This window comes from Sporanaerobacter acetigenes DSM 13106, from assembly GCF_900130025.1.
Lineage (GTDB): Bacteria > Bacillota > Clostridia > Tissierellales > Sporanaerobacteraceae > Sporanaerobacter > Sporanaerobacter acetigenes.
Genome location: NZ_FQXR01000002.1, coordinates 423,944 through 444,897, shown reverse-complemented (window position 1 = coordinate 444,897; position 20,954 = coordinate 423,944). Strand labels below are relative to the sequence as shown.

Here is a 20,954-nt window from a genome sequence, read left to right as displayed (position 1 = left end):
AAGGGATGTATGATGAGTATTTTGATTTAGAGCGGCAAGAAAAAATGAGAAGCTCATTTTTAGAAATTGGGAAAAGGGGGGAGATGAGAAAATATCCTAAAAATAGTTTGATTAAGATGAACGGTAGGGATGTAATATGTATTGTAATGAGTGGTAATCTCAAACAGTCTATTTACAGTATGGAAGGAGAGGAAAAAATTCTTTATCTACTTCAAGGAGGGGAAATATTTAAGGAAATGGACTATTTTTCTGGTGGAGAATCCAAGCTCGTGACAAAAGCTCTAGAAGATAGTACTATATCTATATTAGATGAAAGAATAGTTGAAGAAATACTCCTTGAGGACCCTCATATTTATAGAGATATAATCCACAGTATTACAAGGAAGTTTAGAATAGTCATGTTTCAAATGGCTAATATGGCATTTAGTGATTCGGTTGGCAAGGTGGCAGATACACTTATTAGATTGTATTATCAAGAAGGAGAAGAGATTGATCAAGGCAAAAAGATAAATGAAAGGTTTACTCATGAAGAAATTGCTAAACTCATAGGTTGCTCAAGGGTGACAGTGACTAGAGCATTGAAGAAATTCAAAGATGAAAAGATTATAGACATTGTGAGCGGTGAAATAGTCATTAGGGATATAGAAAATTTAGAAAAATATATAAAATGGAAGTGAAATTGTAGTCTAGTATACAGAAATGAATTCCCACATATTATATATTTAAATTAATTGAAAATAAAAACAATGGAGGGAGGAGAGGCTTTTGTGACAAATCGTTATATGACAGTATTCTTTGTCGCATTGCCAATCATTGGCCTATTGGAAAGATATTATCAATTTATATGGTCATAAGAACAATATCAGCAGCTCTTTCTTTGAGAATGCGGTTACACCACTCACTCCTATGGCAGCAAATTTCAATATAGTACCTACAGCAATACTTGAAATAAAAGATAAAAATAGAGTCATGAAAACTCAAGCACCAATAGCATTGATACTTTTAATTATACACATAGTACTCATGCTAGTTTGGGCATTTTAAGGAGGTTTAAAAATGAAAATATTAGTTACTGGATTTGATCCATTTGGTGGGGAAAGCATAAACCCTGCTTATGAGGCAGTAAAGAGATTAGATAGTAAAATTGCTGGAGCAGAAATTGTCAAAGTAGAAATTCCTACAGTATTTAGAAAATCTATAAAAAAATTAGACGAAGCTATAGAAAGAGAAAATCCCGATGTTGTCATATGTGTAGGGCAAGCTGGTGGAAGATTTGACATGACAGTTGAAAGAGTAGCTATAAATATAAGCGATGCACCTATAGGGGACAATGAGGGAAATATGCCAGTAGATGAACCAATATTTGGAGATGGAGAACCAGCATATTTCTCAGAGCTCCCTATAAAAGCTATGGTACAAAAAATAAGAGAAGGTGGTATACCTGCTAGTATATCAAATACTGCTGGAACTTATGTATGCAATCACATCATGTATGGGCTACATTATTTGATTGACAAAAAATATCCAAATATAAAGGGTGGATTTATTCATGTTCCATTCCTTCCAGAACAAGTAATTGACAAAAGAGCTACAGCAAGTATGAATTTAAACGATATCATCAAAGCTCTAACTCTTGCTATTGAAGCAGTAGTAGAAAACAAAGAAGACATAAAAGTTTCAGAAGGACAAACTCATTAATCTTAAACTGTGGGGACGGAATTGTTATTTAAAAGAACAATCCCGTCCCCACAGTTTTCTAGTGTTGTTCACTGAATTCCAATATCTTCATGGACATAGTAAGTCTAAAAATCTCATCTCCATTGTCCAAATCTAAATTTGAAATTTCTTTTATCTTGTTTAGCCTATAGTTTATAGTATTTCTATGAATATACATATTTTTTGCAGTTTGTACAGCATTTTTATCTGCAGCAATATAGGCCTTTAGGGTTTTAAAATATTCCGTGTTGTTTTCTTTGTCATAGTCAATGAGTTTCAATAGTCCATCACTACAGAAGTTCAAAAGGTTTATATTTGGATTGGTATTGCACAAGAGATGGTAGAATTTAAAATCTTCATAGAAAAATACATTCCCATTTAGATTTAGTTTTGAGACCAATTCCAAAGTATCTTTGCACTGTTTATAGGAGTTTCCTATATCTAGAATATTGTGAAAATTAGAACTTACAGCCAGTGTTATATCGTGCTTTTCAAGAAAATCTACAAGTCTTTTCTTTGTATCGGGGCTTATAGAAGAGTCTTTTTTCAAATCCACCAATATCAATATATGGTCTTTATAAAACAGAGATTTGTGTTCAGCAAATATTTGTTCTAAAGATTGTTTTAAATAATTGGAAGGAGCATTTGTAGTATTGTAACTAGATATTTCAGCTACCAGTAGATACAAATTGTCTCCAAAGTTGCAATTTGCAGATTTCATTCTTTCTTTGAGGGTTTTTTCATCAGCAACACTTTTCTCTAATACATCAACAATTAAATTTTCATACATAAGTCCATTTAAATTTCTGTAAACTTGGTCTTTTTTTAGTTCTTCCGAGATGACATTGCTCAAAAGTTTTATCACTTCATAAGTATTGTCTGTAAACTTTTCATTAGATTCTAGAATAATGACAGAACCTACAGAGTTTCCATCTATAATTACTTTGCTGACTAGTTTTCGTATAGGACTCTCAGGGCAGATGACTATAAAGGGTTCATTGGTATTTGGAGAGCTTTGGAAGGATTTTATCTTTTTCACTGCAGAGATGAACTCATAGGAACAATAGCCCATATTTATATTGTTGAGCCAGAAGGGCTCTGTTATTTCTTCTACATCTGAATGAGCTAATACTTTGAATCCTGAATCTATGAGTATTACAGGATTTTCAAATATTTCAGAACTAATATTTACAATGTATTTAAGTCCTTTTTCTTTTATGAGGGCATCTAACAATATGGCTGAACTGTCCAATAGCATATAGTCTTTTAAGAACATATCTTTTATACTATCGAACAACTCTTGGAATTCTGTATTAGAATCACATTCTATAATACTTATTTTTCTATTTATAAGTTTTTCTAAATCATATTCCTCATCTTTTAATATCAACAAATTGCATTTGGGAATATTTTCCACATTCATTTCATTTAAAACCGAAGCTTCACATACATATAGTATGTTTTTCCGTAAAATACTTATTTCATTACTCAACAATTCTGAATCAACGAGAAATTCTTCACCATTTTGCCTTGAATACAAGGTTTTTGAACAATCTTTGAGATTGTTATAAACATCAATAAGTTTTATAGCCATAGCGTTTTCCCCCTTTGTAATTATTATAGTGCATGATGCACAAAAAAAGCAAGAATTATTGTATTTGAGGCCTATAGAAAATGGAGTTTCATTGTATTAAAGTAATATATAAGAACGTTAAATAAATAACGGGGGTGCTTATGATGGAATACAATTATCTATTTAAAAAAGGCCAAATTGGAAGATTGACTTTAAAAAACAGAATAGTTATGCCTGCTATGGGAACTTCTTTGGCCTCATCTACAGGTGAAGCAAGTGACAGAATGATTAAATACTACGAAGAAAGAGCAAAGGGTGGCTGTGGTCTCATAATCACAGAAATAACTAGAATTGATGATGAAACAGGTGTAGGAACACCAAATCAATTGTGTGCTACAAATGCGAATCAAATTCCAAGACTAGAAAGATTGGCAAGAGCAGTTCACAAATATGATACAAAGATATTCTTGCAACTTCATCATCCAGGAAGACAGTCTCACAGTAGACTTATTGAAGGAAGACAAATTGCTGCACCAAGTGCAATAACTTGTAAGACTATAGGGGAAATGCCAAGAGAGATGACAACAGAAGAAGTAGAAGGACTTGTAAAGAAATTTGTAGCTGGAGCTAAAATTGCACAAATAGCTGGAATAGACGGTGTAGAACTTCATGGTGCTCATGGATATTTGATAGGCCAATTTATGAGTCCATTGACAAACAAGAGAACAGATAAATATGGTGGAAGTTTTGTAAATAGAATGAGATTTGTTACAGAAATTATTTTAGGTATAAGACATATCTGTGGACCAAATTTTCCAATCAGTGTGAGAATTGATGGAGATGAATTTGTAGAAGGTGGAATCAGTCAAGAAGAAGCTATAAAGATGGCTAGATATTTAGAAAGTATAGGAGTAGATTCTATAAATGTAAGTTCAGGAACTTATGAATCAGCAGTAACTATTATAGAACCAGTTTCCTATCCTGAAGGATGGAAAAAACATTTAGCTGAAGGAATAAAGAAAAGTGTAAAAATTCCAGTTATAGCTTGTAACAATGTAAAAACTCCGGAAGTAGCTGAAAAATTGTTGGCAGAAGGAAGTTGTGACTTTATAGCATTGGGTAGAGCTCAATTAGCTGATCCTGAATTTGGAAAGAAAGCTATGGAAGGCAGAGAAAAAGAAATAAGACCTTGTATATCTTGCTTGCACTGTATAGAACAAGTAATGAATGCCAAAACAGTAGAATGTGCTGTAAACCCAAGACTTGGATATGAAGGGGAATATGCTCATTATGAAAAAGATGGAGATGGAAGAGTAGTGGCAGTCATTGGTGGAGGACCTGCTGGAATGGAAGCAGCAAGAGTATTAGCTGTAAGAGGATTTAAGGTAGTATTGTTCGAAAAGAAAGGCCATCTAGGAGGAAGTGTATATCTAGGAAGTATTCCACCATGCAAAGACAAATTGAAAGCTCTAGTAAATAATATGGAATATCAGATAAGACAATTGGGAGTAGATATAAGACTAAATTGTGCACCAACTATTGAAGACTTAAAGGCTTTAAATCCATATGCAGTATTTGTAGCTATGGGTGGAAATGCTATAGTTCCAGAAATGCCAGGAATTCATGGAGAAAATGTGGTGATAGCAACAGATGTACTAGATAAAAAGATGGACATAAGAGGAAAGAAAATTGTAGTTGCTGGCTCAGGAATGACTGGACTTGAAACAGCTGAATATTTAGCTGAAAAAGGCAATGAAGTAGAAGTCATAGAAATGCAAAAAAATATAGGACCTGGTGTACATGCTCCAGTACTATATGATGTAACTACTAGACTTAAGAAGTATGGAGTAAAAATGTACACAAGAAGACAATTAGTTGCAGTTGAAGAAGGAAAAATTCATCTACTAAACACTTATGACAACACTAAAATGACTATGGATGCAGATTGCGTAGTATTGTCCTTGGGAGTACGTCCTCAAGTAAATGAATTTGTAGGGGATGTAGAAAAGAACTTTAAGAATGTAAGAATTCTTGGAGATTCTCAAAGACCAGGAAAAGTTTATGACGCAGTACAAACAGGTTTCGACAAGGCATATACATTAGAATAAAAGGGGGTAGTTTAGATGAAGGAATTCAAAGGCAAAGTAGCTGTTGTGACTGGCGGAGCCAATGGTATAGGTCATGCATTGGCACAGGAAGCTGCAAAAAGAGAAATGAAAGTAGTTATAGCAGATATTGATAAAGAAGGTTTAGATAGAGTAGAAAGTGAATTTAAAGGCCTAAATGCAGATTTTATGACTGTATATATGGACGTAACTGAATATAGTGATATGGAAATGTTGGCTAAAAAGACTATAGACAAATATGGCCAAGTAGATATTTTATTTAACAATGCTGGAGTATCTGTCATGGGAGCTATTTGGGAATTGCCAATAAATGATATAGATTATATAATTCATTCAAATTTATACAGTGTAGCATATGGATTAAGGGTATTTATACCTATCATGGAAAAACAAAATACAGATTGTCATATAGTCAACACTGCAAGTGTGGCAGGACTTATTACTAGTCCAGGAGCACCAACATATTTTATGACTAAACATGGCAATATAGGACTTTCTGAAGCTGTAAATTATCAATTACAAGAAAAAGGCTCCAAGATAAAGATGTCAGTATTTTGTCCAGGATTTGTTCAAACAGATTTGCATAACTGTGATAAGAGAAGACCAGAAAAGTTCAAAATTGACTGGGAAGACCCATATTATCAAAGTGAATCCTATAAGGAAGGATATATAAAAAACACACATGTCATAACTACAGGAATACCAATTGATAGCATTGGAATGAGCGTATTCCAAGCTATAGAAGATGAACAATTCTATATTCTAACACATCCACAATACTTACCTATAATAGGAATGAGAGTTAAGAATGTATTAGATATGAAAAATCCAGATGTAAACTTCTTTAAATAATAAGAATATAGGGACGGGGTTGTTGCTTTAAAGCAGCAACCCTGTTTTTTGTTTCTTGACAAGATTTAAACTAATTGATAAAATGAAGTAAAACAAGTGAAAATTTCAATTATTCAAACTATTAGAGAGAATTCTTTAATGATTTGTTTAATAATATGATATTTTTGACCTTACAAAGAAGATTGTTCTGATTTGTGAAGGGAAAAGATTTGTGATTTGTTTTGCATAGAAAACTTTCCTTCCATGGAAAGTTTTTTTGATTTTTAATAAATATAAATTTTTATAGGGAGAAGGTAGAAAAATGTCAAGATTAGAGCCTAGTAAATGGGCAGAACAAGTAGTAAAGCAAGATGAGATTGACAAGTATTTAGTTAAGGGGAAAGATTTTATTGATGAAGAAGCAATCCATGAAAAACTACTTAACAATAAAAAACCAGATAAAAAATTTATAAGAGACATAATACAAAAATCTCTTTCAATAACTAGATTAGAGCCAGACGAGACAGCTGCATTATTAAATGTAGAGGATGAGGAATTGTGGGAGGAGATGTACGAAGCTGCAAATGAAGTGAAACATAAAGTATATGATAATAGAATTGTTTTTTTTGCACCATTATATTGTAGCAATCTTTGTGTTAATAGTTGTATATATTGTGGATTCAGAAAAGAAAATCCAGAGGAAAAACGAAGAATTTTAAACATGGAAGAGATAAGAAGAGAAACAGAAGCTGTTATTGACGAAGGACACAAGAGAATGATTGTAGTATATGGTGAACATCCACTTTCGGATGTCGATTATATGGCTGATTCAATTAAAGCAGTATATAGTGTTAAAAAGAAAGGTAAAAATGGATATGGCAATATTAGAAGAGTAAATGTAAATGCTGCACCAATGTCCATAGCAGATTTGCATAAATTGTGGGAAGTAGGAATTGGCACGTATCAAGTTTTCCAAGAAACATATAATCATGAACTATATAAGAAATTGCATCCAGCAGGGCCAAAAGCAAATTATTTGTGGAGATTGTATTCATTGCATAGAGCTTTAGATGCTGGAATTGATGATGTAGCAATAGGTGCATTGTTTGGGCTATATGATTGGCGCTTTGAAGTTATGGGATTAATGTATCATACTATTGATTTGGAAAGACAATTTGGTGGAGTTGGACCACATACTATCTCTTTTCCTAGAATGACTCCTGCCATTGGTTCGGATTTTAGTACTCAATCAAAATATTTAGTTAATGATGATGATTTTAAAAAACTAGTTACTGTATTGCGTCTATCGGTTCCTTATACTGGTTTGATTGTAACAGCTAGAGAAAGACCAGAAGTGAGAAGAGAGGCTATTAAAGTAGGATGTACTCAAATGGATGCATCGACTAAAATTGATATTGGTGGTTATAGTGAAGCACCCAATATGCAGAGACAGGATAAACAACAGTTTATGCTTGGAGATACAAGAAAATTGGATGATGTCATAAGGGAACTTGCACAAGAAGGCATGATTACTTCATTTTGTACGGCGGGATATAGATGTGGAAGAACTGGAGATAAAATAATGTGCTTATTAAGAAATTGTACTGAAGGAAAATTTTGCAAGTTAAATGCAGTGCTTACATTTAGAGAATATCTTGACGATTATGCTTCTGAAGAAACAAAGATAGTAGGAGAGCAGCTGATATTAAAAGAAATTGAAGAGATTAAATCTATGCCTTTTTATAAGCAACATAATTTGATAGAAAAATTTGATGAATATTATGAGAGGATTTCGGATGGAGAGAGAGATGTGTATTTATAAAGAACTACTAAAAATAAGTAAAGATAAATCCTTAGAGGATGAATTAAATGATATAGCAGATTATATATATAAAGAGTATGGGACCAAGATAAATTTCTGCAAAATATTTGGCAATCGCTGGTCTTATTGTGCAGGAAACAAAAATTTAATAATGCCAAAATACCGTATAGTGCTTACAGAAGACTTAGGATTACTCGCTGAAAATGTTGACGAAGAGAATTGGAATGAAATATTACAAGCTATAAAAAAAGTGATTGCATAAAGCATGGTAAAGCTACCATGCTTTTCCTTCTTTTTCTGTGAAAAAATTTTGGCAGTGATGTATAATATAAGTAACTAATATTTTTTTATACCCTATTGTTAAAAATGAAACAATTAGGAGTGGTTGTATGAAGGATAAGGATGTAAATAGTAGATATTTAATCATTATGCATGGCATAAAGACAGGAAATGTTTCAGAAACATGCAAATTGTTTGGTGTATCCAGAACTACATACTATAAATGGTACGAAAGATACAAAGAATGTGGTGTTGAGGGACTAAAGGACAAAGAGAGAGCTAAGCCCAAAATGCCCAATGAAATATCTAAAGAAGTAGAAAATACAATACTTGAATTGGTCATTCAAAATCCCAAGGATGGCCCTAGAAGGCTTTCCTATGATTTAAATGACATAGGAATAGATATAAGCGAGACAGGAGTATACAATGCCCTTAAAAGAAATGGCTTAAATATAGCAGAAGAAAGAATAAAATACTCAAAAAAGAACAACTATTCATCTAGTCCTAAAAAGATAAAGAAGAAACTGCCCAATTATAAAAATATTGAAAAATATTATCCAGGATATGTATTGCAACTTGGGACGAGCTATATTGGGAAACTTAACAATATAGGGAAGATGTATATGATATCTATTGTGGATTGTTATTCTAAATTTTCTGCAGCCAAAGTATATGGCAACAAATCTTTTGAAAACGTAAAAGATTTGCTAGAAACAAAACTCATACCAATAATGAAGAGTTTTCATATAGATATTGAAAATATAATTACAAATGGAAGTAGAGAATATACTACCAATTGGGAAAATGGTGAGCACAAATTTGATGGACTTTTAGAGAAATACAATACAAAACACTATATTATACCTGCCAATCATGAAGACGAACCCAAATGTCTCCAAGAATTAAACGATACACTTCACGATGAATTTTACAAAGAGGTACTTAAAGATAATAGGTACAATACCATAGATGAACTCCAAGGAGATTTACAATTATATATGACTTATTACAATTTAGAAAAGAAAATAGATAGAGGGAAAAATATGGGAAAAAGTCCTCTTCAAGGATTGATAGGAGAGTACAATTTAAATGGTCCCATGCCTATTTGGTTTTTCGTAAATACTAGCAATTTTAGGGAGGGTTAGAGATGGATAAAGATGAAAGAATATGTATAGTTGGAGCTGGAGTTTCCGGCCTTAGCACTGCCTATTATTTAGAGCAAATGGGATATACAAATGTGACGGTACTGGAAAAGCAAAATAGAGTGGGAGGAAAATGCCATACTATAAACTATAAAGGAAAGACCTATGAATTGGGTGCCATGCTTGGAGTCTATTCCAATCGCAATGTACTTGAACTTATGAAAGAATTCGGAGTAGAAGGTCTTGGGCCAATACTATATAGAGGTTTCTTTGATCCAGATGGAAATCAGATAGCCCAAATAGATGTAGAAGAGGCAAAAGAATTCCAAAATCAGTTTTTCAGACTTCCAGAAATATTGAAAGATTACAATGATATTTGGGAACCTGGATATAGAAATATACCAGATTCATTTACAGTTCCTTTTAAGCAGTGGTGTGAAGAAAATGAGATACCTCTTGTAATGAAAGTATATAGTCCACCTTTTAATGCCTTTGGATATGGATATTTTGAAGATACTCCTGCTATATATGTATTGAAACTATTGAATTTCAAACTTTTGAACTATTTTATAGAAATAGATCATCTTATTACATTGGTAGATGGATTAGAAGCACTGTGGGAAAAGATGGGTTCATCTTTAAATGATTTGAGACTTTCTACAAATATATTGGAGATAAAAAGAGGAGAAAAAGTCTATGTAAAGACAGATTTAGAGGAATTGGAGTTTGACAAATTGATCATATCTTGTCCATTGGAAAAGTCCTTGGAATTTTTGGATGCCAGTGAAACAGAAAGAGAGTTGTTTTCAAAAATAGAATATAATGATTTTTATGTATTTGCCTACAAGCTTGAAAATATTCCAAGAGTTTGTGGATACATACCTGCAAATTTCAAAAAAGACAGAGTAGGTCATCTTCTTGTCTGGTATTATAGATGGCAAGATATGGCCGAAAATGATTTAGTCACAGTTTATGCCCTGGGAAATAAAAATCTTTCCCCAAGAGATGTAAAAATGAGAGTAGAAGATGACTTAAAGAGACTAGGAGTCAAAGTAGAAGGATTATATACTTATACTAAATGGGAACATTTTCCCCATGTAAGTGGAGAAGATATAAGAAATGGATATTATGATAGACTTGAAGGGCTCCAAGGGGGAAGAAATACTTATTATGTAGGAGAAATAATGAATCATTCTATCATAGAAGAGTGTATATGCTATTGCAAATACTTTGTAGAAAAATTCTTTTAATTTCAAGTGGTGTTTACAGTAATTATTTCTAAATTTTCTGAAACAGGCTTGAATGGATGGATGTATAGTTAAAGCTTTAACAATTGAAATGTAAACGGAACTAAAGCGTAATTAACTACAACCTTGAAAAATAGAGGTTGTAGTTTTTTTGACGATACTTTTTATACCGATATAATTAAATTAAATAATGAAAAAGGGGGAGTGTATGTTATGAGTAAAGATTTAAATCAAAAGATTTGTATTGTTGGTGGAGGTCCATCTGGTATATCAGCTGCATGGTATCTTCAAGAAAAAGGCTATAAAGATGTAACTGTGCTTGAAAGATTGGATAGACTTGGAGGAAAATGTAACTCACCTGTATATGATGGCAAACATTACGAAATGGGAGCAATCATGGGTGTTCCAAATTATGATGAAACTATAAAACTGATGAAAGTAGCTGGAGTTGAAGCTGATGGTCCAAAACTAGACAGAAAGTTCTACAGCGAAAGAACTGGAGAAGAAATAATGGGAATCAGCAAAGAAGAAATGCCAGAAGTAAAAGCTCAAGTAGAAAAATTGGGTCAACTTCTTGCTACAAAATATAAAGGATATACAGATCCAGGTTATCTAAATGTACATCCAGATATGACAGAAACATTCTATGATTTCTGTATGATGAATGAAGTTCCACTATGTATGAAAATATGGATAAACCCATATACAGCTTATGGGTATGGATATTTCAATTTGGTTCCAGCAGCTTATGTATTTAAATATTTAGACTTTGAAACTATGATGCACTTTGTTAAGAAAGAACTTATTACTTGGGCAGATGGAACTCAAACTGTTTGGGAAAAACTTGCTCTTAAATTAAATAGACATCCTAGAATGTGCACAAAGATAGATAAAGTAGTTAGAAAAGATGACAAAGTTTATGTTTATACAAATATGGGCAAAGAAGAATATGATACTATCATATTTACATCACCACTACAAGACTTACATCTTTATGCAGATACTACTGAAGAAGAAGAGCATCTATTCTCAAAGATTAAATATGAAGACTACAAAGTATTGGCAGCTACAGTAGAAAATTATCCTGAAATTTCTGGATACATTCCAGGAAACATGTTTGAATCAAGAGCAGGCCATGTAATGGTTTATTATGACAGATGGGTAAATAATCCAGAGCAAATAATTACATTCTATGTTCTTGGAAATCCTCAAGAAAAAGTTGACGAAGCAGATTGTAAGAGACTTATTCTTGAAGATGCAAAATTGTTCGGAATGAACATAAAAGACGTTGTAATGTATAAATCATGGAGATATTTCCCACATGTAAATTCTGATGAATTGAAGAATGGTTGGTATAACAAAGTTGAAGGAATGCAAGGAGAAAGAAATACTTATTATGCAGGAGAAGTTATGAGCTTTGGAAATATAGAAGAATCTGTTTGCTATTCTAAATTCGTAGTTGACCGTTTCTTCTAACAATACCAGTAATGAAAAGATGTCTCAAATTTGAGGCATCTTTTTTGTTGTCTTGACAAAAGAAAAGAGTAGTAGTATTATGAGAATAAGCATAAGTTTAGAATATAAACAAATATTGAGGGGATTTTTATGACTAGAAGAGAAGAAGAAATATTGGAGCTGATTTCTAAGAACCCACTTATCTCCCAAAAAGAAATAGCAGAACAACTAGGGATAACCCGTTCTTCTGTGGGAGTTCATATTGGGAATCTTATGAAAAAAGGCTATATCATTGGGAAAGGGTATATTGTGAAGAGAAAACCCTATATAGCCGTTGTAGGTGGAGCCAATGTGGATATAATAGGTCTTCCCTATAAAAGTCTCATCATGGAAGATTCCAATCCAGGCAACACTACTATTTCCCTGGGAGGTGTAGGTCGAAATATTGGAGAGAACTTGGCTAGACTTGGTATAGATACAAGACTTATAACTGTTCTTGGAAGCGATATCTATGGAAAACAAATAGTTGAAGACGGAATGAAAATAGGGTTGGATATGTCTGATTCTCTCATTGTTCAAGATAAAGATACTTCTACTTATCTTGCTATACTAGATGAAAATGGGGATATGAAATTGGCCCTTTCTTCTATGGACATATTTGAAAATCTTAGTGTTCCATTTATTGAGAGCAAAAGAGATATCATTGAAAATTCCAGACTCTGTGTAGTGGATACCAATATACCTGAAGAAGTGATTAGATATATGGTTGAAAATATTGAAGCTGATTATTTTTTAGATACTGTATCTACTACAAAGGCTCAAAAAGTTAAAGACATCATAGGAAGTTTTCACACCATAAAGCCCAACAAAATTGAAGCAGAAATACTTTCAGGAATTGAGATAAATTCACAAGATGATTTAAAAAGAGCTTCCTATTATCTTTTAGAAAAGGGTGTAAAGAGGGTTTTCATTTCCTTAGGAGAAAAGGGCATATATTATTTTGATGGGAAAATAGAAAGATATGTTTTCCCACCTAAGGCAAATATAAAAAATGCCACAGGAGCAGGAGATGCTTTTCTTGCAGGAGTTGCCTATTCATATTTCAATGATTTTTCCATTGAGGAAACTTTGAACTTTGCCATAGGTGCTTCCATTCTTACCTTGGAAGATGAAAACACTATAAATCCCAATATTTCACCTGAAAAAATCAAAAAAAGAATGGAGATGGAAATATGTTAGAAAATTATATGGAAATAAATAAAGAAGTAAAAACTGCTATAGAGGAGAAAAAGCCAGTGGTAGCACTGGAATCCACCATTATTTCTCATGGGATGCCTTATCCCAAAAATGTAGAGACAGCTCTAGAAGTAGAGAAGATCATTAAGTGTATGGGGGCAATACCAGCAACTATAGCTATACTTGATGGAAAGATAAAAGTAGGACTTTCCAGAGATGAAATAGAGTATTTGGGAAAGGCTAAAGATGTCTACAAAGTAAGCAGAAGAGATTTACCTTTTATAGTTGCAAAGGGTTTCAGTGGTGCTACAACTGTAGCTAGTACTATGATTATTTCAAAATTGGCTGGCATAAAGGTATTTGTCACAGGAGGAATAGGTGGAGTTCACAGAGGTGCAGAGGAGAGCTTTGATATTTCTGCTGACCTTCAAGAACTTGCTCACACTGATGTAGCAGTAGTTTGTGCAGGAGCTAAATCCATACTTGATTTAGGTCTTACTCTTGAGTATCTTGAGACTTTCGGCGTACCAGTTGTAGGATACAAGACTGATGAATTCCCAGCATTTTTTACAAGGAAAAGCGGATATGGTGTGGACTACAGAGTAGATAGTGAAATGGAATTGGCCAAAGCTATAAAGGCAAAATGGGATTTAGGACTAATGGGTGGAATAGTAGTAGCAAATCCAATTCCTGAAGAATATGAGATGGATAAGGATGTAATAGATAAGGCAATAGAAGAAGCCTTGAAAGAAGCAGAAGAAAAAGGTATAAAGGGCAAAAAAGTCACACCATTTTTATTGTCAAGTGTAAAGGACAAAACTGGTGGAGATAGCCTTGAGTCAAATATAGAATTGGTCTACAACAATGCCAAAGTAGGAGCAAATTTAGCCATAGAATTGTCAAAACTATAATTCACAAAAGTCCCTTAAAGAATTCTTTAAGGGACTTTTCACAATTGACTTAACTGTTTCAATGTTATAACATATTCTTAAATATGTTGTTAAATATATGTCGATATATACAATAGAGGAGGCTTTTTAATGATTGACTCAGAGTATGAGAAAATGATTGTAGAAATAATATCTAGTTCTGGAACAGCTAGAAGTCATGTATTTGAAGCACTGCAGGAAGCAAAAAAGTACAATTTTGAAAAGGTAGATGAATTGTTAGATATGGCTGATAGTGAACTCAATATTGCCCATAGATTTCAGACAGATATTATACGCCAAGAAATAATGGGAAACAATGATTCTGTATCCATGCTTATGGTTCATGCTCAAGACCATCTCATGACATCTATGCTAGCTAGAGATTTAGCTGAAGATATAGCAAATCTTTATAGGGAAATATATGCTTTAAAAAATAATGAATAAAAGCTCTTGGAATTTCCAAGAGCTTTTATTTTAGAGATTTATCTGTGAAATGAGCATCTGAAGCCCTTCTGCAAGTTTTGCAAGGGATTCACTTGCAGCAGTTATTTCTTCCATAGATGCAGTTTGTTCTTCAGTAGATGCAGATATAGTTTGGATTTCTCCAGCAACTTGTTTACTTAAATTTTCTACGGAATTAGAAGCCTCTACCAATTCGTTGGCACCCATTCCCAATTCAGTTATAGAATTTATAGTATTGTTTATAGCTCTACTCACATCAAGTATTACATTTGAAATTTCTTCAAAAGAGTTTTTAGCTATATTTACTGTTTCTACACCTTTATCCACATCTTCCTTACTTGAGTCCATATTTTCATTGGCTTCATCAATTGTCTGTTGATTTTCTACTATAATATTGTATATTTCTTCAGTAGATCTCGAAGTTTCTTCAGCAAGCTTTCTTATCTCTTCGGCTACTACAGAAAATCCCTTTCCAGCTTCTCCAGCTCTAGCAGCTTCTATAGCAGCATTTAGAGCAAGTAAATTGGTTTGTTCTGCTATAGCACGAATTACATTGATTATAGCATCCATCTTTTTAGAGCTTTCATTTACTTCCATAAGGGATTTTTTAACTAAATCTGTACTGTCGGTAATATGTTTCATTTGGACAATTGCACTATCTATTTTATCCTTTCCATCCATAGTGTGATTATAGACATTGTCAACTAGTTCGGTCATTTCGATAGATTGATTAGAAATATTGTCTATTTGAGTAGACATTTTTTCCATTGCAGTTGCTACTTTGTCTACTTCATTCAATTGTCCATCAGAACTACTAGCTATTTCATTGGCAGATTCAGCAATATGTGAAGAAGCAAGAGCAGCTTCTTCTGAAGTAGCAGCAAGTTCTTGTGATGAGGCAGCTACCTGTTCAGAAGTATCAGAAATTTCTCTTGAAAATCCTCTGAAATTTTTGATGACTATATCAAAAGAATTGGCAATATCACCTATCTCATCTTTTCTATTTAAAAACTTTTCATCTATATCTCTTGACAAATCCAAATCTGCTATATTTTTAGCTCTATTTGCTACTGCAGCTAAAGGTTTTGATATACTTCTACTAAATAGTACAGAGAACAATATTCCAATGATTGTAGCAATTATAGTGGCTATGATTGTCGCTATTTTGAGGGAATTCAACTGAGAAAGCATTTCAGTTTCAGGAACATTTACAGCTATGGACCAATTGTTTTCTCCCATAGGAGCATAGGCTACCAATTTTTTTTCACCCTTATATGTATATGTTCCAACTCCAGTTTCACCTTTTGTGGCTTTTTCAATCAATTTGCTATATTCTTTTAGAGAGCTGTCATTTTTGGCATTGGAAAGATTCAATTCTCCGCTTTCCATTACTTTTAAATCTGGATGATAGAGAAGTTCTCCATTTTTGTTAAAAAGCATAGCATGACCTGTTTTTCCAACCTTTATATCTTCAAGAATCTCATAAAAATGTTCTGCTTCTTCATATCCAACCAATACTCCAACAATTTGATTGTTGTTTTTAATTGGAACAGCTATGGCTATTTGCATAATTCCTCTTGTCTTGCTAAGTACGGGATCTGAAATGGTGGATTCTCCACTTTTTGCTAAAGAAAAATACTCCCTGTCACTTACATTTGTTGTCTTTCCATCAGCAGAAGTTAAATTTCCATCTAAATCAACTATTGCAAGATCAAGCAATTCTAATGCACTTTTTTCATTTTTTAGTGCCATGGATTTTTCTTCCCAAGGTACTTCTTTGTCATAAATTCTTTTTATTCTGCTTGAACTTTCTAAATTTGAAATAAGTTTTTCTATTCTTTCATCAGCAAGTTTTCCTGAATCCTGTGCATCGTCTGTAAGCTCACTGTAGGTCATTTGAGTTATATTTTTTCTACCCGTACTAAAAGATATAGAACCTAGCGCTACACAGAGTACAAGGATTAAAGCTGTGATAGAAACTAAAAGGACAGAACTGATACTTTTTTTACGACTAATTTTTTCTTTGCCCACACAAAAACCTCCTTGTCAAAATATGTTGAAAATTATACATATATTATACAACATGTAGAAAAAAAGAGAATAGTACAATATATCCAATATATAATATTTGTAGACATAGTGCAAATTTTAGAAGAAAAATTCTAAATATTGTAGTATAATGTTAATACATATATCTTTGGAAATATAAGTTTAGGGGGATGGGATATGGACAAATTGCAAAAAAGTTCTATTGGAAGAAAAATAGCCATAGTAGTTCTTATTTCATTGGTGGCCTCCATAGCTTTGACCACATACTTTTCAGTTAAGGATGCAAAGAAAGCATTGTACAATGAATTAGATGAAAGTGCACTTCAAATAGCAAATATTCTTGCTCGTGAAATAGATACTTTAAATAAAGCTGAAGGGGATATGGATACTATATTGGAAGACTACATAAATGATATAGCTTTTCTCATCGGGAACAAAGAGTATTTTTCAAATGAGGAATTAGAAGAATTGGCAGAGGCTATTGGAATAGCTGAAATAAATATAGTAGATAAAAGTGGAGTAATAGTTTATTCAAATTTGCCAGAAAATATTGGATATGTCTATCCAGAGAAACATTCTATGAGGAAAATACTCATAGGTCATGCAGATAGTATAATAGAGAAAGCAAGAAAGAGTACTACTAATGACAAAATGTACAAATATGGCGGAAGAAAAATAGAAGGTGGAGCTGTACAAATCGGTATGTTCGCAGATGAAATTATTTCGATGAAGAAAAATTTAAATGTGGAAGACATTGTAAAAGAAATAGCTGAAGACAAAAAAATATATCATATAGTCATTATGGACAAGGGATACAATACTATTGTAGATAATAGAGGAAATGGGACAAAAAATTTAGTACTTTCCAGTGCTTCAAAAGAAAGCTTAGAAAAAGGGAAAACTTATGCTACCTTGGAATGGGATAAAGATTTGAAAAAAGAAGTATATAATGTGTATGTTCCAAATGAAAGTTCTTCAGGAGGATTTTCAGGAGCTACAAATATTTGTCTTTCTGTGGACAATGTGAAAAAAGCTGTAAAAGACAATATCATAAAAACTGTAATTGTTGGAATTGTAGTGGCTATTATGGCTTTGGGGATTATGACTGCATTTATCAAGAAAAATGTATTGAATCCATTAAATAAGCTAAAGGATTTGGTTTTGAAGATTTCTAATTTAGATTTGAGAAAAGATGAAAACTATGAGATACTATCTAAAAACAAAACAGAACTAGGAATCATGGCTACAGAACTTGACAATATGAGAAGAAATTTAGAAAGAGTCATAAACAATATATACAATTCATCTACGGAGCTTCTCAAGTATTCTCAGCATATTTCTGAAAATTCCAATGAAACTTCTGTATCCATAGAAGAAGTAGCAAAAGCAGTAGGTGAATTGGCAGAAGGGGCTGGTGAGCAGGCAAAAGAGTCTTCAAATGGATTTGAAAAATTAAATAGACTATCTGAAGACTTTGAACAGGCCATAGAAGGCTCCAAAGTACTAGAAGAACATGCAATACAAACTTCAAGAGCAAATAGTGAAAATGTAGAAGTACTCAAAGACTTAAGAGAAACCATAGATGAAAACAACAAAATGATTTCTGAAATAGCTAAAAAGGTATTTTCACTTTCAGAAAGTTCAAATTCCATAAAAGACATTGTAAATACTGTAAATGATATAGCTGAACAAACCAATTTACTTGCACTTAATGCAGCTATAGAAGCAGCTCGTGCCGGAGATGCAGGAAGAGGATTTGCAGTAGTAGCAGAGGAAATAAGAAAACTTGCAGAAGAAACTCATCAAAGTACTTCTGAAGTAGACAAGATTATAGAAGAAATAATTGATGAAATTCAAATGACTAAAGAACAAATGGATGTAGCCAATACAACTCTTGGAAAATCCAATGAAGTAGTTGAGGAAACTATATCCTCTTTTGAAAAAATAAATGAAATCACAGAAGATACTCTTGGGCAAATAGATGAATTAGCCAATATAATCACAGGAGTAGGCAAAGAAAAAGAAGAAGTTGTAGCTTCTATTGAATCTATAACATCTATAGCTGAGGAATCTTCAGCAGCTACAGAAGAAGTATCTGCTTCCATAGAAGAGCAAACGGCAACTATAGAAGAAATAGCTGAAATGACAGAACAATTGAAAGATATGGCAAATAAATTAGAAAGCTTAATAAAAGAATTTCAAGTAGAAAAGTGCGAATAATTTTATCCTTTAGGGTATATTTATATTAAGAGGAGGTGTTTTTATGAAAAGGGTTCTTTTAGCGGTGCTGATACTAGTCTTTCTTTTGACTATTGGCCTTCAGGCGTATGCTGAGGGATGTGAACCCATTGCAAAGAAAGAATTTTTAGCTTCTTTTGACACCTTGTTAAGCCAATATGGCTATTCAAAAATTGATAAAAATTCAAAGGGAAATTTAACTAGAAGTGAAATGGCTACAGTAGTTGGTAAAATTCTTATAGACGAGAAGATAATTGACTTTAAAGAGAGCACTCTTCCCTTTAAAGACATATCAACCCTTAAAGAAGAAGAAAAAATGTATATAGGGGTACTTTATAAAAACAATATATTAAAAGGAAGAAATAAAAATATCTTTGATCCAAAGGGGCAATTAACCAGAGAAGAGTCTAAAATTGTATTGGAAAGATTGAAAGGAGTATTGGAGAATATGAAGAGGGAAAGTATACCCTTTAAAGTGAAAAATGTAGATCAGGTTTATAGTGGTGCCACAGAGGGGATTATATTAGATGAAAATGATAAATATTATGAAGTGAATATAGTAGAATGTTTTCCTACTCCAGGCTATTCTATGGGGGTAGATGATGTAGTGGTACAAAATGACAAGGATGTAATCATATATTTAAACATAGTTCCACCAAAAGAGGGAAGTATTCTACCACAGGTATTGACATATAAAACAATGACTATAGAATTAGATAAATCTTATTTAAAAGAAGGACCTTATACTTTTAGTACCAAATACAATTCATTTGCAAGAGGTATGAGAAGAGAACTTTATTAAAATATTGTTGAGTACCCTTGACATAGAGTATATAATGTATAGGGAACAGGGGATGAAGGAGGAAAAAAGGTTGAAATTGCTTATAGTTGATGATTCTAAATTTACTCAAAAAGTAGAAGGAAATCTTTTTAAGGAAGTAATACCAGATTTAGAAATATACTGTGCTAATGATGGAAAAGAAGGTCTTCAAAAATATAGTGAAATACATCCAGATTTAACCATTGTAGATTTGCTCATGCCCAATATGACAGGTATGGAGCTTTTAAAAGAAATAAAGGATATAGATGAGGATGCAAAAATGGTTGTAGTATCAGCTGATGTGCAGGAAAAAGTAAAACAAGAAGCTTATGACTTGGGAGCTCTTGCCTTTGTAAATAAACCTATAAACAAGGCAAAAATAGAAGAAATTTTAAATATAGTGGGGATGTAGATATGGATAAAATTGGTATAAAAGAGGATATTTTAAAAGAAATAATAAATATCAATGTGGGACAAGCCGCAAGTCTTTTATCTGAAATGGTAAATAAAAAAATCGAATTAAAAGTACCCAAATTAAGAATTTTAGATGGGGAAACAGATTTTACACATACAGATTGTCCCAATCTTTTAAAAGGTGCTCTTATGGTATCTAGCATAAAATTTGAAAATGAACTGAATGGCAAAGCTGAACTCATTTTCCCGGCAAACCATATAAAAGAATTGACTTCTCTTTGTACAGGAGAAGAATGCTTTGATTTAGAAACTTTTACAGATACAGATTTTGATGTAATAAAAGAATTGGGGAATATAATACTTAATGCAGTCATAGGAGGCCTTGGAAATTTTTTGAATATGGCTATAGACTATTCTATGCCTGAGGTAAAATTGTTTGATACCATAGAGGTTCAAGAAGTACTCAAAAAAAAGAAAAAAGCTAATATACTTATTTTGTTTGTAAATTTCAAGATAGGCGGAACTCAAGTAAATGGAGCCCTTATAGTTACTTTCACGATAGATTCTATGAGGGATTTGATGGACAAATTAGATGAAGTGGAGAAAGGATTGTAA

Annotated in this window: 19 protein-coding genes; 17 read left to right on the top strand and 2 right to left on the bottom strand. The window is 32.7% G+C overall.

Going from position 1 to position 20,954, the window contains the following annotated elements; translation table 11 throughout:
- The first annotated feature begins 5 nt into the window (after positions 1-5).
- The 3 genes from BUA21_RS02080 (at position 6) to pcp (ending at position 1,698) form a co-directional block, all read left to right on the top strand.
- Entirely contained in the window at positions 6-677 is a 672-nt protein-coding gene (locus BUA21_RS02080) for a Crp/Fnr family transcriptional regulator (RefSeq protein WP_158281623.1), read from the top strand.
- A gap of 136 nt (positions 678-813) precedes the next feature.
- Positions 814-1,044 carry a 5-oxoproline transporter, DUF979 family subunit gene (locus BUA21_RS02075; RefSeq protein WP_327198026.1) on the top strand — a complete coding sequence of 77 codons (231 nt, stop codon included), beginning with the start codon at positions 814-816 and terminating at the stop codon, positions 1,042-1,044.
- A gap of 12 nt (positions 1,045-1,056) precedes the next feature.
- Positions 1,057-1,698 (top strand): pyroglutamyl-peptidase I, encoded by a 642-nt coding sequence (gene pcp, locus BUA21_RS02070; RefSeq protein ID WP_072742880.1) that lies wholly within the window; start codon positions 1,057-1,059, stop codon positions 1,696-1,698.
- A gap of 58 nt (positions 1,699-1,756) precedes the next feature.
- Here pcp and BUA21_RS02065 read toward each other — a convergent pair whose 3' ends face one another.
- On the bottom strand, positions 1,757-3,310 hold the full coding sequence (locus BUA21_RS02065; RefSeq protein ID WP_072742878.1) for a PucR family transcriptional regulator: 1,554 nt from the start codon (positions 3,308-3,310) through the stop codon (positions 1,757-1,759).
- A 143-nt stretch (positions 3,311-3,453) separates the two neighbouring features.
- Here BUA21_RS02065 and BUA21_RS02060 point away from each other — a divergent pair, with 143 nt between their 5' ends.
- The 10 genes from BUA21_RS02060 to BUA21_RS02015 all read left to right on the top strand — a co-directional run bounded on the left by BUA21_RS02060 (position 3,454) and on the right by BUA21_RS02015 (position 14,800).
- Positions 3,454-5,397 carry an NAD(P)/FAD-dependent oxidoreductase gene (locus BUA21_RS02060; RefSeq protein WP_199228941.1) on the top strand — a complete coding sequence of 648 codons (1,944 nt, stop codon included), beginning with the start codon at positions 3,454-3,456 and terminating at the stop codon, positions 5,395-5,397.
- A gap of 15 nt (positions 5,398-5,412) precedes the next feature.
- Positions 5,413-6,267, top strand: a complete 855-nt coding sequence (locus tag BUA21_RS02055; RefSeq protein ID WP_072742874.1) for an SDR family NAD(P)-dependent oxidoreductase — start codon at positions 5,413-5,415, stop codon at positions 6,265-6,267.
- A 301-nt stretch (positions 6,268-6,568) separates the two neighbouring features.
- Positions 6,569-8,068: a [FeFe] hydrogenase H-cluster radical SAM maturase HydG gene (gene hydG, locus BUA21_RS02050; protein WP_072742872.1), complete on the top strand. Its 1,500-nt coding sequence runs from the start codon at positions 6,569-6,571 to the stop codon at positions 8,066-8,068.
- A complete protein-coding gene (locus BUA21_RS02045; protein ID WP_132995630.1) occupies positions 8,043-8,330 on the top strand; it encodes a hypothetical protein in 288 nt (95 codons plus the stop codon). Before hydG ends, BUA21_RS02045 begins: the two co-directional genes overlap by 26 nt.
- 127 nt (positions 8,331-8,457) lie before the next feature.
- Entirely contained in the window at positions 8,458-9,492 is a 1,035-nt protein-coding gene (locus BUA21_RS02040; protein WP_072742868.1) for a helix-turn-helix domain-containing protein, read from the top strand.
- 2 nt (positions 9,493-9,494) lie between these two features.
- Entirely contained in the window at positions 9,495-10,739 is a 1,245-nt protein-coding gene (locus tag BUA21_RS02035) for an FAD-dependent oxidoreductase (protein WP_072742866.1), read from the top strand.
- 210 nt (positions 10,740-10,949) lie between these two features.
- On the top strand, positions 10,950-12,212 hold the full coding sequence (locus tag BUA21_RS02030) for an FAD-dependent oxidoreductase (protein ID WP_072742864.1): 1,263 nt from the start codon (positions 10,950-10,952) through the stop codon (positions 12,210-12,212).
- Positions 12,213-12,341: 129 nt separating this feature from the next.
- The gene (locus tag BUA21_RS02025; RefSeq protein ID WP_072742863.1) at positions 12,342-13,430 is read left to right on the top strand and encodes a carbohydrate kinase; all 1,089 of its coding nucleotides are present in this window, start codon (positions 12,342-12,344) and stop codon (positions 13,428-13,430) included.
- Positions 13,424-14,338 (top strand): pseudouridine-5'-phosphate glycosidase, encoded by a 915-nt coding sequence (locus tag BUA21_RS02020; RefSeq protein ID WP_072742861.1) that lies wholly within the window; start codon positions 13,424-13,426, stop codon positions 14,336-14,338. The genes BUA21_RS02025 and BUA21_RS02020 overlap by 7 nt, the downstream gene beginning before the upstream one ends.
- A 129-nt stretch (positions 14,339-14,467) precedes the next feature.
- Positions 14,468-14,800: a PTS lactose/cellobiose transporter subunit IIA gene (locus BUA21_RS02015; protein ID WP_072742859.1), complete on the top strand. Its 333-nt coding sequence runs from the start codon at positions 14,468-14,470 to the stop codon at positions 14,798-14,800.
- Between the two features lie 30 nt (positions 14,801-14,830).
- Here the strand turns inward: BUA21_RS02015 and BUA21_RS02010 are convergent, their stop codons facing one another.
- Positions 14,831-16,849: a methyl-accepting chemotaxis protein gene (locus BUA21_RS02010; RefSeq protein ID WP_072742857.1), complete on the bottom strand. Its 2,019-nt coding sequence runs from the start codon at positions 16,847-16,849 to the stop codon at positions 14,831-14,833.
- Between the two features lie 195 nt (positions 16,850-17,044).
- Between BUA21_RS02010 and BUA21_RS02005 the strand changes: the two genes are divergently transcribed.
- From BUA21_RS02005 to BUA21_RS01990, 4 genes are all read left to right on the top strand, one after another.
- A complete protein-coding gene (locus BUA21_RS02005; RefSeq protein ID WP_072742855.1) occupies positions 17,045-19,087 on the top strand; it encodes a methyl-accepting chemotaxis protein in 2,043 nt (680 codons plus the stop codon).
- A 43-nt stretch (positions 19,088-19,130) separates the two neighbouring features.
- Positions 19,131-19,907 (top strand): S-layer homology domain-containing protein, encoded by a 777-nt coding sequence (locus BUA21_RS02000; protein ID WP_072742853.1) that lies wholly within the window; start codon positions 19,131-19,133, stop codon positions 19,905-19,907.
- A gap of 70 nt (positions 19,908-19,977) precedes the next feature.
- Positions 19,978-20,337 (top strand): response regulator, encoded by a 360-nt coding sequence (locus BUA21_RS01995; RefSeq protein WP_199228942.1) that lies wholly within the window; start codon positions 19,978-19,980, stop codon positions 20,335-20,337.
- Between the two features lie 2 nt (positions 20,338-20,339).
- Complete coding sequence (locus BUA21_RS01990) at positions 20,340-20,954, top strand: chemotaxis protein CheC (protein ID WP_072742850.1); 615 nt, start codon at positions 20,340-20,342, stop codon at positions 20,952-20,954.